This window comes from Pseudofrankia saprophytica, from assembly GCF_000235425.2.
In the GTDB taxonomy this organism is placed as follows: domain Bacteria; phylum Actinomycetota; class Actinomycetes; order Frankiales; family Frankiaceae; genus Pseudofrankia; species Pseudofrankia saprophytica.
The window spans coordinates 4513703-4526159 of sequence record NZ_KI912266.1 but is presented as its reverse complement, the minus strand read 5'-3'; the positions used below and the strand labels follow the sequence as shown (position 1 = coordinate 4526159).

14 protein-coding genes are annotated in these 12457 nt (G+C 74.4%); 9 read left to right on the top strand and 5 right to left on the bottom strand.

Going from position 1 to position 12457, the window contains the following annotated elements:
• Positions 1-1140 (bottom strand): phosphotransferase family protein (locus FRCN3DRAFT_RS55170; protein ID WP_051466307.1); only part of this gene is annotated, 1140 nt, incomplete at its 3' end.
• A gap of 270 nt (positions 1141-1410) precedes the next feature.
• Between FRCN3DRAFT_RS55170 and FRCN3DRAFT_RS45200 the strand changes: the two genes are divergently transcribed.
• Positions 1411-2091 (top strand): SigE family RNA polymerase sigma factor, encoded by a 681-nt coding sequence (locus FRCN3DRAFT_RS45200; RefSeq protein WP_007519711.1) that lies wholly within the window; start codon positions 1411-1413, stop codon positions 2089-2091.
• The gene (locus FRCN3DRAFT_RS0218980) at positions 2088-3395 is read left to right on the top strand and encodes an MTB12 C-terminal domain-containing protein (RefSeq protein WP_007519713.1); all 1308 of its coding nucleotides are present in this window, start codon (positions 2088-2090) and stop codon (positions 3393-3395) included. Before FRCN3DRAFT_RS45200 ends, FRCN3DRAFT_RS0218980 begins: the two co-directional genes overlap by 4 nt.
• 57 nt (positions 3396-3452) lie before the next feature.
• Here the strand turns inward: FRCN3DRAFT_RS0218980 and FRCN3DRAFT_RS0218975 are convergent, their stop codons facing one another.
• Positions 3453-4688, bottom strand: a complete 1236-nt coding sequence (locus tag FRCN3DRAFT_RS0218975) for an epoxide hydrolase family protein (RefSeq protein WP_007519715.1) — start codon at positions 4686-4688, stop codon at positions 3453-3455.
• 87 nt (positions 4689-4775) lie between these two features.
• Here FRCN3DRAFT_RS0218975 and FRCN3DRAFT_RS0218970 point away from each other — a divergent pair, with 87 nt between their 5' ends.
• Positions 4776-5828: a Rossmann-fold NAD(P)-binding domain-containing protein gene (locus FRCN3DRAFT_RS0218970; RefSeq protein WP_007519716.1), complete on the top strand. Its 1053-nt coding sequence runs from the start codon at positions 4776-4778 to the stop codon at positions 5826-5828.
• Between the two features lie 5 nt (positions 5829-5833).
• On the opposite strand, the gene FRCN3DRAFT_RS0218965 is transcribed toward FRCN3DRAFT_RS0218970, so the two are convergent.
• Positions 5834-6238: a RidA family protein gene (locus tag FRCN3DRAFT_RS0218965; RefSeq protein ID WP_007519718.1), complete on the bottom strand. Its 405-nt coding sequence runs from the start codon at positions 6236-6238 to the stop codon at positions 5834-5836.
• Between the two features lie 83 nt (positions 6239-6321).
• Here FRCN3DRAFT_RS0218965 and FRCN3DRAFT_RS0218960 point away from each other — a divergent pair, with 83 nt between their 5' ends.
• From FRCN3DRAFT_RS0218960 to FRCN3DRAFT_RS45190, 5 genes are all read left to right on the top strand, one after another.
• Positions 6322-7302: a class I SAM-dependent methyltransferase gene (locus FRCN3DRAFT_RS0218960; protein ID WP_007519720.1), complete on the top strand. Its 981-nt coding sequence runs from the start codon at positions 6322-6324 to the stop codon at positions 7300-7302.
• Positions 7303-7304: 2 nt separating this feature from the next.
• On the top strand, positions 7305-7985 hold the full coding sequence (locus FRCN3DRAFT_RS0218955) for a TetR/AcrR family transcriptional regulator (RefSeq protein WP_007519722.1): 681 nt from the start codon (positions 7305-7307) through the stop codon (positions 7983-7985).
• 125 nt (positions 7986-8110) lie between these two features.
• Positions 8111-8746 carry a hypothetical protein gene (locus FRCN3DRAFT_RS45195; protein ID WP_007519724.1) on the top strand — a complete coding sequence of 212 codons (636 nt, stop codon included), beginning with the start codon at positions 8111-8113 and terminating at the stop codon, positions 8744-8746.
• A 100-nt stretch (positions 8747-8846) separates the two neighbouring features.
• Complete coding sequence (locus FRCN3DRAFT_RS0218945; protein ID WP_007519725.1) at positions 8847-9302, top strand: GNAT family N-acetyltransferase; 456 nt, start codon at positions 8847-8849, stop codon at positions 9300-9302.
• Between the two features lie 148 nt (positions 9303-9450).
• Complete coding sequence (locus FRCN3DRAFT_RS45190) at positions 9451-10419, top strand: hypothetical protein (RefSeq protein WP_007519727.1); 969 nt, start codon at positions 9451-9453, stop codon at positions 10417-10419.
• A 20-nt stretch (positions 10420-10439) separates the two neighbouring features.
• Here FRCN3DRAFT_RS45190 and FRCN3DRAFT_RS0218935 read toward each other — a convergent pair whose 3' ends face one another.
• Both FRCN3DRAFT_RS0218935 and FRCN3DRAFT_RS0218930 read right to left on the bottom strand, forming a co-directional pair.
• Positions 10440-11141 carry a Uma2 family endonuclease gene (locus FRCN3DRAFT_RS0218935; RefSeq protein ID WP_007519728.1) on the bottom strand — a complete coding sequence of 234 codons (702 nt, stop codon included), beginning with the start codon at positions 11139-11141 and terminating at the stop codon, positions 10440-10442.
• A gap of 211 nt (positions 11142-11352) precedes the next feature.
• Complete coding sequence (locus FRCN3DRAFT_RS0218930; protein WP_106410231.1) at positions 11353-11790, bottom strand: carboxymuconolactone decarboxylase family protein; 438 nt, start codon at positions 11788-11790, stop codon at positions 11353-11355.
• A 102-nt stretch (positions 11791-11892) separates the two neighbouring features.
• On the opposite strand from FRCN3DRAFT_RS0218930, the gene FRCN3DRAFT_RS56315 reads away from it, so the two are divergent.
• The coding region (locus FRCN3DRAFT_RS56315; RefSeq protein WP_007519731.1) for a sigma-70 family RNA polymerase sigma factor at positions 11893-12457 on the top strand (565 nt) is incomplete at its 3' end.

Genomic DNA, 12457 nt, shown 5'->3' with positions numbered 1-12457 from the left:
CGCGCCGGCGGGCGCGGTCCGTGGCTCACCCCGCGGCGGCGGGGCGCCGGGGGCTGGCAGGCCCAGCAGCTTCGCGAGCATCCGGCTCACCGTGTTGTTGGTGATCATGTCGGTGGCGGGGTCCATCATCCCGAGCTCGACGAACATCACCAGGATGCGCAGCATGATGACGGCGAAGCGGTGGGCGGCGAAGACCTCGTAGTACTCCAGGTCGCGCACCGGCCGGCCGAGGAGCCGTTCGTAGCGGGCGACCGTCTGTTCGCGGGACGGGAACCCGTCCAGGCGGGGCACGTCGCAGCCCTCGCTGTGGTGCCGGTCGAGGAACAGGAACCAGGCGAGGTCGGTCTCCGCGGCGCCGAGTGTCGCCATCTCCCAGTCGAGCACCGCGGCGGCGCGGAACGTGTCGTCGAACAGAATGTTGCCGATCCGGGCGTCGCCCCACAGCAGCACCGGCGGGTCGGGTTCGGCCGGCTGGTGCGCGCGCAGCCAGGCGCGGGCGCTGGCCAGCGGCTCCGGCGGGGTGTCGAACATCTTCGCCGCCGCCCAGTCGAGCATCTCCTCGTAGTAGGCGAGCTGCTGGTCGAGCCCGGTGCGGCCGCGGCGCGGGCTGTCGAGGAAGTCGAGGCCCAGGGCATACGGGTCGAGCCGGTGCAGGCGGGCGAGCACGTCGACGCCGCCCCACCACATCGTGGCCCGGTCGGCGGGGGAAACGTCGTGCAGCCAGCCGCCGACGTGGTAGGGCGGGTTGTCGTTGGGCGCCCGGCCGTCGACCGCGCCCATCACGAAGAACGGCGCGCCCAGTAGTGACGCGTCCCGTTCGAAGCCGAACAGCTCCGGCATCGGCAGGCCCGGGTCCCGGCCGGTGAGCGCCGCCATGACCTGGTACTGCTCCTCGAAGCGCGGTTCCAGGAACACCTGGTAGACGGTCGGCGCGATCCGCAGCACCAGCCGCCGGGTGGCCCGGTCGGGCCCGTCGCCCCAGGTGGCGTCGAACAGGTGCGTCTCGTTGGAGAACCCCAGCCCCTCCGGGCTGGTCAGCGGCCCCACGTCGACCCCGCCGTCGGCGCCCGGCAACCGGGACGCCAGCCAGCCGGCGAGCCGGGAGCGGGTTAACTCGGGGTCGCGTTCCTGTGCCTGCACGCCGGTTCCCTTCCCCAGGCCACGACGGCCCACGGCGCGGGCCTTCCCCCGCCGCGCGGACGGCGGCCCGCGGCCGGACACGGCCGCGGGACCGTGAGCCACGTCACGCAAAACTGAAACTCGTTCTAACCCGCCCTCGTCGGGCTGTCAATCTCCACCCGGGGCGCCGGGAACGCCGGGTGGGAGAAAACGGGGAGCAGGCGCTCATAGTGCGTCAGCTCCTGCCGCGTCTGGGATCGCGAGATGCCCGACCTTGACGGGAGGCGAGGGTTGCACGCGGATGACGAACCGGCTTTCGAGGAGTTCGTGGCCCGGTCGGCCGAACGGCTGCTGCTGAGCGCGGCCCTGCTCGTCGGCGGCGACTGGGCCGCCGGCGAGGACCTGCTCCAGGGAGCGCTGGAACGTACCTACCGACACTGGGCGAAGATCGCCGAGGACCGGCGTGAGGCCTACGTGCGCCGCGCCCTGGTGAACGGCGCCACCAGCCGCTGGCGGCGTCAGCGAGCCCGGGTCACCGAGGTCCCCCTGCTCGTCGACGGCGCGTGGACCGCAGACGTCAGCGACACCTCCGCCGACCACGCCGACCAGCTGTCCGACCGCGACGGGCTGGCCAGGGCGCTGCTGTCCCTGCCACCGCGCCAGCGTGCCGTCCTCGTCCTGCGCTACCTCGAGGACCTGCCCGAGGGCGAGGTCGCCGCCGCGCTCGGCTGCTCCGTCGGCTCGGTGCGCAGCCAGGCCTACCGGGGGCTGGCCCGGCTGCGCGACAACGAGCACGTCGCCGCGCTCGCCGGGACGACCAGCCGTGGCACCCCGGCCCGGCCGCCCATCCCGGGACCTGTACCGGTCACGGCGCCCGGCGCGGCGGACGTCCTGACCAACGAGACCGGCCCGGCCACGCCGCTCGCCGCGGCGGCCACCAGGAGCAGGCGGCCGAGGAAGGAGACACCGTGACCCTCAACGACAGCGACGTGAACGACCTGGAGGCGCGGCTGCGCGCCCTGGGCCCCGGCCTGCGCCGCCGCCCCGCCGCGCCCACCCTCGTGGACACGGTCCGCGCGCGGGCCAGCCGCCACCGGGCCCGCGCCCGGGTCATCGGCGCCGCCGCGCTCGTCGTCCTGGTCGCCGCCGGCGTCGGGATCCCCGTCGCCCTGCTCACCGGGCCGCAGCGGACCACCGTCGTGCCGGCCCGCCAGCCACCGCTGCACACCTTCGGCGGCCTCGGCGTGACCTGGCTGCCCGCCGGGCTCACCCACGACGTCGACGCCGCCGCCCACGACCTGGTCGACAGCGGGTTCTCGTGGGGCCCCGTCGACGGCTCCCAGCCCCCACGGGGGCTCCGACCACCGGTCACCCAGCTCATGGGGATCACCACGCTCAGGCTGACCCACGTCGACCGCACCATGTTCGGCAGCCTGTTCACGGCGAAGGGCTCCGCGACCACCACCAACCCGTCCTCGGCCTGGGTCACAGTGACCTGGCAGCCGGAGGTCCTGACGACCGTCGACACGATGGCCACCCAGATCCGCGCCAGTGACTCGTCCGGCCTCGGCCCGATCCTCCTGTCCAAGGACACCGTCGGCGGCCGGCCGGCCCTCGTCCTGCACCATGACCTGGCCACGGAGACCCTGCCGACGCTGGAGCCCGGGACGACGGCGCGCTACGTCGCGACGGCCACCCCGTCGCTTCCCCCGGTCCCGGCCGAGACGCGTTACCGCACGGCGCTGCTGTGGGTCGACGCGACGGGCGTCGTGTTCTCGGTGGAGCTGGCGGGCCCGACCCCGCCCGACCCCGCCGTGGCCCACCGGATCGCCGACGGCCTGGTCCTCGGTCAGCAGCCGACGATCCCCGGCTACACCCCGCTGGGCGTGCCGCCCGTCCCGGTCGACGCGGCGACCACCGCGGCCGTGACCCCCGTGCTGGAGGCGGCCTTCACCGGCGGCACCCCGGCCGACCGCTGGGCCGGCGCGGTACAGGACGGCCCCGCGCTGCTCGCCGTCCGCGACGAGCTGGGCACCCGCTACCCGGGGCCGGCCAGCAGGGCACGGGTGGACACCCTCAGCAGGGTGGATCCGGACACCGTCAGCGCCCAGGTCGCCCTGTCGTACGACGACCCGTCCGTGGCCGGAGCGCTCGGCGGAGGCCCCGCGCTCATCTCGGTCACGGCGGTCCGCACCGCCGAGGGCTGGAAGGTCAGCCGGGACAGCTTCTGCGCGAGCCTGACCTACCGCCAGACGCCCGCGATCTCCTGCCCCTGACAGGCCTGACAGCGCCACGGCCGCAGGCCGGGGTTCTGACGAGCCCGCGAAGGTCGCTCAGGGCCTGCGGCCGTGGAAGGTGCGGCGCAGGTCGCTCACCCAGGCGTCGGGATTCTCCCAGGGGATGAAGTGGCCACCGTGGTCGTGGGCGTTGACGTTGACGTGGTTGAACCAGGCGGCCTGCGGGCCGGTCCTGAACGCCTGGACGCGCTCGCCCGCGGTGTGGATGCCGGGCGGGTTCTCGTAGGTGACGAAGGTGACGCCGACCGGGGCCCGCACGACGGGGGTGCGGTCGTGGGCGGGGGTCCAGGGGTAGCGGTTGGCGTTGGCGTAGTAACGCATCGACGTGGCGATGGAGTTGTTCACCCAGTAGATCGTGGCGTGGGTGAGCAGGTCGTCCTTGGCGAAGACGGACTCGAGGTCGCCGCCGTTGTCGCTCCAGGCGTTCCAGCGTTCCAGCAGCCAGGCGAGCAGCCCGGCGGGTGAGTCGCTGAGGGCGTGGGCCAGGGTGGCGCCGTCGAGCATGTGCACGGCGAGGTGGGAGGCCGAGCGGCGGTCCAGCTCGATGATCCGGGCCCGGACGTCGGCGGGCTGGTCGTCGGTGAGAGGCCGGTTGCGGGCGAGGTCCCAGGCGCGGGGGCCGGTGAAGAAGTCGAGCGGCAGCGCGGAGCCGATGTGGATGCCGTACAGCTCGTCGGCGTACTTGTGGCCGAGCTGGCTGGTGACGATCCCGCCGATGTCGCAGCCCCCGGCGGCGTACTTCTCGTATCCGAGCGTCTCGGTCATCAGGGTGTGCCAGAGGTCGGCGACCTTCCAGAAGTTGACGTCCGGAAAGCCGGTGAGCGGGCCGGGGAAACCGAAGCCGGGCAGGGACGGCACGAGGACGTCGAACGCGTCGGCGGGGTCACCGCCGAACGCGGCCGGGTCGGCGAGCGGGTCGATCACCTTCGACCAGTGCCAGAACGTCCACGGCCAGCCGTGGGTGAGGATCAACGGGATCGGGCGGGGGCCGCGGCCGGGCCTGCGCATGAAATGCACCGGCACACCGGCGACGCCCACCTGGTAGTGCTCGTAGGCGTTGATGGCGGCCTCGGCCTTGCGCCAGTCGTAGTCGTCCCGCCAGTAGGCGACCAGCTCACCCAGATAGCTGTCCGGGACGCCGTAGGACCAGTCCTCGTTCCCCTCGTCCAGCGGCGGGCGGGTCAGCGTGAGACGGGCGCGCAGGTCGTCGAGGACGTCGTCGGACACGTGGAGCGGGGCGGGCTCCAGGGGGAAGGCGTGCAGGGGGGTCATGGCGTGGTCCTCCTGTCGGTCGGATCCGGTTCTGCTGACGGCAGGCAGGGGTGTTCACCGGCCCGGGTGGGCGGCGATAGTCGCGACATGCGGCTGTTGGTGCTCGGTGGGACCGAGTTCGTCGGTATGGCGGTGGTCGAGGCGGGGCTCGCTCGTGGTTTCGACGTGACGGTGTTCCACCGGGGCCGGCATCCGGCGCCGCCGGAGGTGGCCGCGCTGCACGGGGACCGGACCGCGCCCGGCGGCCTGGCGGCGCTCGCCGAGGCCGGCGGGGAGTGGGACGTCGTCGTCGACACCTGGTCGTGGGCGCCGGCCGCGGTCCGCGACGCCGCCAGGCTGCTCGAGCCCCGCGCCGGCCACTACGTCTACGTGTCCAGCCGTTCCGTCTACACGTTCCCCGTCCCACCGGGCGCGACCGGCCTCGCCGAGGACGCCCCGGTCGTCGACGGATCCCCCGACGACGCCGAGGACGGCGGCCTCGCCGCCTACAACCGGATGAAGCGCGGCGGCGAGCTGGCCGCGCTCGCCGCGTTCGGCCCGGGACGCACGCTGCTGCCCCGGCCCGGGCTGGTCCTCGGGCCGGGAGAGAACATCGGCCGGCTGCCCTGGTGGCTGACCCGGATCGCCCGCGGCGGCCGGGTCCTCGCCCCCGGCCCGGCCGACCTGCCGTTCGGGTACCTCGACGTCCGCGACCTCGCGGGCTGGCTGCTGGACGCGGCCGTGGCCGGCGTCGCCGGTCCGTTCGACCTGCAGAGCCCGCCCGGGCACGCGACCACGGCCTCGGTGCTGTCGGCCTGCGTGGCGGCGACCGGCTCCGACGCGGAGCTGGTCTGGACCGACCCGGAACCGATCCTCGCCGCCGGGGTGCGGCCATGGACGCAGCTGCCGGGCTGGTTCGCGCCCGGCGAGTACCACGCCGCGTTCCACCTCGCCGACGTCTCCCGGGCACTGGCCGCCGGCCTGCGCCCACGCCCGGTCCTCGACACCGTCGCCGACACCTGGACCTGGCTCCAGAAGATCGGCGGCCGGGCCCCGCACCGCCCCGACCGCCCACCGGTCGGCCTGGACCCGGCCGTCGAGACCGCGATCCTCGACGCCACCCAAGGCCGCGGCGCCTCCGGCGCCCGCGACCCGCGCTGAGACGTTCAGGGAGCGACGACGGCGAACGCCTCGACCTCCAGCAGGAGCTCGGGGCGGAACAGGGCCGCGACCTGGACGGCGGTGCTCGCCGGCGGCCGGGCCGTGTCGATGACAGCGTCGCGGGCGACGCGGACGGCCGGCAGGTGGGCGACGTCGACGACGAAGAACGTCAGCTTGACCACGTCGGTGAACGTCGCGCCCGCGGCCGCGAGACAGCGGCCCAGGTTCGCGAACACCTGAACCGCCTGCGCGGCCGGGTCGCCGGCGCCGACGACGGCGCCGTGCTCGTCGAGCGCGACCTGTCCGGAGACGGCGACCAGCCGGCCCGTGCCGGTCACCACGTGGGTGTAGCCGGCGCCGGGGGCGACCCCGCCCGGGGCGGCGATGTGGGTCAGGTGTGAGAGCTCCATGCCAGCAGTGTCCCCCGCGCCCCACCCCGAACGACCAGGGCGGTGAAAGGAAAAATGGACGTCCATTCATTATCGTGGTGGGCATGCAGGAGAAGCCGAGCCGCACGGCTCAGCACGTGGCGCTGTTCCGAGCCCTGGAGTCGGCGCGCGGCGGGCCGCGGCTGTTCACCGACCCGTACGCCGCCTCGTCGCTGCCACCCGCCCACCGGCTCGTCATCGCCGCGGCGCGGCTCCCCGGCGCCGGGCCGCGCGTCGCGCGGCGCGTGGAGCGCTACATCGACCGGCGCTGGCCGGGCGGGCCGCGGGCGAGCGCGGTCGCCCGCACCCGGCTGATCGACGACCTGGTCACCGGGGCCCTCACCGCCGGTGCCCGCCAGCTGGTCCTGCTCGGCGCCGGCTTCGACAGCCGTCCCTACCGCCTCGCCGCCGTCCGCGACGCGAAGGCGACCGCCGCCGCGAGACCTGCGGCCGCCAGGCGGGACACCGGGCCGGTCGACGTCTACGAGGTGGACCATCCGGCGACGCAGGCCCGTAAGCGGCGGCTCGTCGAACAGCGCGTCCCCGCCGCCAGCCGCGCCCACGTCCGGTTCGTCGCCGCCGACCTGCTGCGTACCGACACGCCCACCGTCGTCGTCTGGGAAGGCGTCACCAACTACCTCGACGCCACCGCCGTCGACGCCACCCTCACCGGGCTCGCCGGCGCGCTCGCCCCCGGCAGCCGGGTCGTGTTCACCTACGTCGACCGGCGCGCCCTCGACGGCAGCGGCACCTTCAGCGGCGTCGACGAGTGGGCCGGCACCGTCCGCGCCGCTGGCGAGCCGTTCACCTTCGGCCTCGTCCCGGACGAGCTGCCCGGCTACCTCGCCGCCCGCGGCCTCACCCTCACCCTGGACTGCTCCACCCGCGCCGCCGCCGACCGGTACCTGACCCCGCTCGGCCGCGGCGGCGAGCCGGCCGCGCCCTTCTACCGGGTCGCCCAGGCCGAGATCGCCCCGGCGCGGCCCGCCGCGGCGGCGACCCCGACGGCGCCGCGGGCCGCCGCCACGCCCGGAGGGAAGGACTGACGGTGCCGAAGGTCAGCGAGGAGCACACCCTGGCACGCCGCCAGCAGATCCTGGCGGCCGCGGCCCGCTGCTTCACCCGCGCGGGCTTCCACCGCACGACCGTCGCCGACATCGTGGCCGAGTCCGGCCTGTCCGCCGGCCTGCTCTACCGCTACTTCGCCGACAAGGACGCCATCGTCGCCGCCATCGCCATCCAGTGGCACGACGCCCAGTCCGCCCGCCTGCACCTCCCCGCGGCAGACCCGGTCGTCGCCACGGGTCCAGCGCCGGCGTCGGACGACGTCACGGAGAGCCCGGACGGACAGGCGACGCTCGCCGCCGTCACCGCCGGGTACCTGGAGATGCTGCGCTCGCTCGCCGAACCCGCCGAGCGGACGCGGGTCCGCCTCGGGGTGCAGATCTGGGCGGAGGCGCTGCGCGCACCCGCGATCCACCTGGTGGCCCGCCAGGGTGTCGACGGACCGCGCGCCGCGGTCACCGCGCTGGTCCGCGCCGCCCAGGAACGCGGCGCCCTGCCCGCCGCCCTGCCCGCCGACGGCGCAGCCCGTGTCCTCATCGCGATCTACCAGGGGCTCGCGCTGCAGACCGCCTGGGACGACGACCTCGACCACACCGCCGCCGCCGACGCCGTCGCCACCCTCCTCACCGCCCTCGCCACCGGAGCGGCGGACGGGTCAGTGTGAGACAGGCGCGGCGGAAGACTCCGCCAGACCACGGCTGGCCCACCGCCACGAGTGGAGCGCTGGCCAGCTGTCGCCAGGCCGACTCGGGTTCAGCCCGTCCGGTTCGCGACCACTAGGGTGCGGCTGTGCGGATACGAGCGGTAGCACCGGCGGCCTTCGTCCTGTTCCTCGCGGTAGCCCTGACGGCCTGCTCCGCGGTCAGCGAGAGCGACGAGCCGGCGACCCCGGCGTCGACCTCCGGGGGAGCGACCTCCACCGCGTCGACCACGGCCAGCCCGGGCACGTCATCGACCTCCACCGCCAGCCCCGGCGGTCCCAAGCCGGGCTCGTTCACCGCTCCCAAGTCCGCCTGCGACCTCGTCGACGCCCCCTCCCTCGAACGGATCAGCGGCCGGTCCGGACTGAGCCTGAACAGCGTCTCCAGCCTCGGCTGCGCGGTCACCGACGGCTTCCTGCCGGTCGGCGCGGTGACACTGGTCATCCGTACCGCCGACGCGAACAAATCCGCCCAGCAGGAGCTCGACGACACCGTCGCCGCCTCCACCTACGGCAAGGACAAGGTCCAGGACATCCCCGGCCTCGGCGCCGCGGCCCGCTACGGCACCTCAAGCCTCGGCAGCATGACGTTCGCGTCCGTCTACACCATCGACCTGCGCGGCACCCAGGTCGCGAGCCTGTCGATCTCCATCGACGCCAAGGACCCCGCCACCGCCAAGGACCCGCTCGTCGTCCTCGCCCGCGCCGCCCTCGGCAAGATCTGACCGGTCCGGCCCTACCGGCCAGGGGCGGATCGTGACCGCCCCTGGCCGCCTCGGTCGACCGGTGTCACCGCGGCCAGGGGCGGGGCGGGACGATCGGGACGTGGACAGCCCGCGCATCCGGCCCGCCGTCGCCGAGGATCTGCCCGTCCTGCTGGACCTGTACCGGCAGCTCGCCGACGGGCGGCCCGAGTCTCAGCCCGCCGGCCCGGCCGCCGCCGAACCGATCCTGGCGCGGATCCTCGCCGACCCGTCCCGCCAGCTGCTCGTCGCCGACGTCGACGGCCGCGTCGTCGGCACCGCCGAGGTGCTCGTCCACGTCAACCTGACGCACGGCGGCCAGCCCTGGGCGATCGTCGAGAACGTCGTCGTCGCCGCGGACGCCCGCCGGCTCGGCGCCGGCCGGGCGCTCATGGCCCACGTCGTCGAACAGGCCCGCGCCGCCGGCTGCTACAAGATCCAGCTGCTGTCCCGCGGCGAGCGCGGCGACGCCCACCTGTTCTATGAGTCCCTCGGCTTCGCGCGCTCCGCCGTCGGCTTCCGCCGCTACCTGTCCTGACGGGCGGCGCCGCGGGCCGCCGTCGACGAAGGCGCATCCGGAAGTCGACGAGGGTAGTACCTGGAATCCGCGAGGCGCCCGCGCTTACCGCCGAAAGAGAGAGACCAAGGAGGGTGGCCCGCTCGGCGCGACGAGAGACGTTGTGGGCATGCGGTTTCTCCTCGCGGGCGCGGTCATGCTGCTCTCGCCGTTCGTCGCCGAGTTCCTCGCCTTCGGGACGGCCGACCGGCTCGGCCTGATCGTCTTCCTCGCGCCGATGTACGGCAGCGGCGCGCTGCTCATCCGGGAGGCCGCGCGCCGGACCGCGTCCCCGTGGCTGACGGTCGCGCTGCTCGGCACGACGTACGGGATCCTGGAAGCGGGCCTGATCGACATGAGCCTGTTCAACCCGGCGTACGAGGGCACCGACGACTTCACCAGGCCCGCCCACCTGCCGGGGCTCGAGACCAGCGCGTTCAACCTGCTGGTGTTCGTCGTCGGGCACGTCGTGTGGAGCATCGCCGTCCCCCTCGCGCTCGCCGAGGGCCTTGCCCCCGCCCGGCTGCGCCATCGGCCGTGGCTGCGCCGGCCGGGTCTGGTCGGGTGTGGCCTGCTCTACCTCGGCGGCGCGGCGCTGATCCACGCCGACGTCGCGGACGGGTTCGCCCCGTCGGCCGTGCAGGTCGTGTTCGCCGCGGGGATCGCCACGGCGTCCCTGGCCACCGCCTGGGCGTGGCGGCACCGGGCCTCGCCGTGCGGCGAGGGCCGCCGCGTCGCGGTCTGGCTTGTCGGGGTGGTCGCGTTCGCGGTAACGGCCGGCTGGTGCCTGCTGCCCGCGTCGTGGCCGGGTGTCGCCGGGCAGGTCGCCCTGGTCGGCCTCGCCGGCGCGCTGCTCGCCCGGACGGTGGCGCGGACACGCTGGAACGACGCACGCACCCTGGCCCTGGCCGCCGGCGCGCTGGCCACCTATCTCGGTGTCGCGTACGTCTACCCGGTCGCCGACTACCCCGGTGACCATTCCAACCCGGCGACCGAACGGCTCAGCGAGCTGCTGTTCACCCTCGTCGCGGTCGCCCTGGTGACGTTCGGCGCGCTGCGGCTGCGTACCCGCCGGACGCCCGATGCACGGACTCCGTGATCGCCGCGGCGGTGGCGTGTCTACGGGAGGCGGACCAGGTCGGCCGGGGTGAAGCTGACCGGGAACGGCTCGGTGACCGTGACGGCCTCGTCCGGTCCGGTCGTCGGCTCCTCGCGGTAGCCGTCGAGCGCCCGGTCGAGACACAGCACCGTGACCGCCGGGCCGGTGCGGGTCGACGGGTCGACGATCCAGTACGACGACACGCCGAGCCGGGCGTAGACCTGCCGCTTCGCGAGCCGGTCGATGCCGAGGCTGCTGGGCGAGAGCACCTCCACGGCCAGCACCGGCACACCCAGGTAGGGCTCCTCGGGCGTGAGGTCGACGGCGTGGGCCACGAGGAGGTCGGGCTGCAGGCTGCCGCGCCGGCCCTTGAGCACGTCGGGTGTCGGGCCGAAGACGACCAGTCCGGCCGGGCAGGCGGCGCGCAGGATCACGGCCAGTGAGAGCACCACATGCTGGTGCTCCCAGCGGGGAGCGGGGCTCACCAGGAGCGTCCCGTCGATGAGCTCGTAGCGGTTGCTGTCCTCGGGCGTCCGTTCGAGGTCGTCGACGGTGAACCCGCCGGGCCGGGAGACCAGCAGGACCCCGTCGAGCAGCTCGTAGTGGTAGCCGTCACGCGGGAGCCGCGCCAGGTCATCCGGAATGAACCCGTCGGGGCCGGGCGTCGGAAACACCCACGGGTCGGGCGGCGACGTGTCAGGCGGCACCGGCATGGCAGACATGATGCGCTCCTCGGGGGCAGGGACATGGGCCAACGCTGACCGCCCGCCGGGCATCAGCGCCACCACCAGCACGAAACTGTGGAAACCACCCCGCTGTCCACAGCCCTCGCGCCCTGACTGTGGCCTCTCAGTAGGCCTTCCGGGGCCGGTTCCCCGGCTGGTGTCCCGTCGGCCGCGCCGGCCGGGACACCAGCCGGGCTGGGTCGGGGCGTCAGGCGCCGGCCACGTGGTGGGTGGCGACGTTGAGCCGGTTCCACACGTTGATCTGCCCGATGGTCAGCAGCAGCGCGGCGAGCTGCGCCTCGTCGTAGTGCCGGGCCGCCTCGTCGAACACGTCGTCGGGCACCGGGTCGCCGCGGTCGGCGATCCGGGTGACGGACTCGGTGAGCGCCAGAGCGGCCCGCTCGGCGTCGGTGAAGTACGACGCGTCCCGCCAGCCGGCCACGGTGTCGATCCGCTCGTCGGGCTCACCGGCCTTGCGCAGCGCGGTGGCGTGCATCTGCAGGCACCAGGCGCAGCCGTTGATCTGGCTGGCGCGCAGGTTGACCAGCTCGATCGTCTGTTCCGGCAATCCGGTACCCTTCACGGCCTCGTGGATGGCGGTCAGCGCCTTCAGGGCGGCCGGGATGACGTACACCGGATGCTTCATGCGTGCTTCCACGGGAACCTCCTGCGAGTTCGCCAGAGCGGTCACATCCGCCTGGCGTCGACGGTCAGTGCTATGACCCGACGCGACGGAGGAACGTGACAGATGCGCGAACGTGACAGCCACCACAACGAGGTCCCCGGCGACGACGAGACCGATGGTCCTGGCACGGGGGCAGGAACGGGCGGTGAGCGGGACTGGCTGGCCGGGCGGTTCGAGGAGAACCGGTCCTACCTGCGGTCCGTCGCCTACCGCATGCTCGGCTCGTTCGCCGAGGCCGACGACGCCGTCCAGGAGACCTGGCTGCGCCTGGCCCGGTCCGACGCGGACGGCATCGACAACCTGCGCGGCTGGCTGACGACGGTCGTCGGCCGGGTGTGCCTGAACGCGCTGCGCTCCCGGGCGGCCCGGCGCGAGGAGCCGCTGGAGGCCCGGCTGCCGGACCCGGTGGTCACCCGGCCCGACGCGGCGGCCGGCCCCGAGCAGGAGGCCGTGCTGGCCGAGTCGGTGGGCCTGGCACTGCTCGTCGTGCTGGACACGCTGAGCCCGCCGGAGCGCCTCGCGTTCGTGCTGCACGACCTGTTCGGGGTGCCGTTCGACGAGATCGCCCCGATGGTCGGCCGGTCCGCGGACGCGGCCCGCCAGCTCGCCAGCCGGGCCCGCCGCCGGG

Excerpts from the sequence above, each read along its gene's own strand:
- FRCN3DRAFT_RS0218975 (WP_007519715.1), bottom strand. The coding sequence starts at position 4,688 with ATGACCCCCCTGCACGCCTTCCCCCTGGAGCCCGCCCCGCTCCACGTG.
- FRCN3DRAFT_RS0218970 (WP_007519716.1), top strand. The coding sequence starts at position 4,776 with ATGCGGCTGTTGGTGCTCGGTGGGACCGAGTTCGTCGGTATGGCGGTG.
- FRCN3DRAFT_RS0218965 (WP_007519718.1), bottom strand. The coding sequence starts at position 6,238 with ATGGAGCTCTCACACCTGACCCACATCGCCGCCCCGGGCGGGGTCGCC.
- FRCN3DRAFT_RS0218960 (WP_007519720.1), top strand. The coding sequence starts at position 6,322 with ATGCAGGAGAAGCCGAGCCGCACGGCTCAGCACGTGGCGCTGTTCCGA.
- FRCN3DRAFT_RS45190 (WP_007519727.1), top strand. The coding sequence starts at position 9,451 with ATGCGGTTTCTCCTCGCGGGCGCGGTCATGCTGCTCTCGCCGTTCGTC.
- FRCN3DRAFT_RS0218935 (WP_007519728.1), bottom strand. The coding sequence starts at position 11,141 with ATGTCTGCCATGCCGGTGCCGCCTGACACGTCGCCGCCCGACCCGTGG.
- FRCN3DRAFT_RS0218930 (WP_106410231.1), bottom strand. The coding sequence starts at position 11,790 with ATGAAGCATCCGGTGTACGTCATCCCGGCCGCCCTGAAGGCGCTGACC.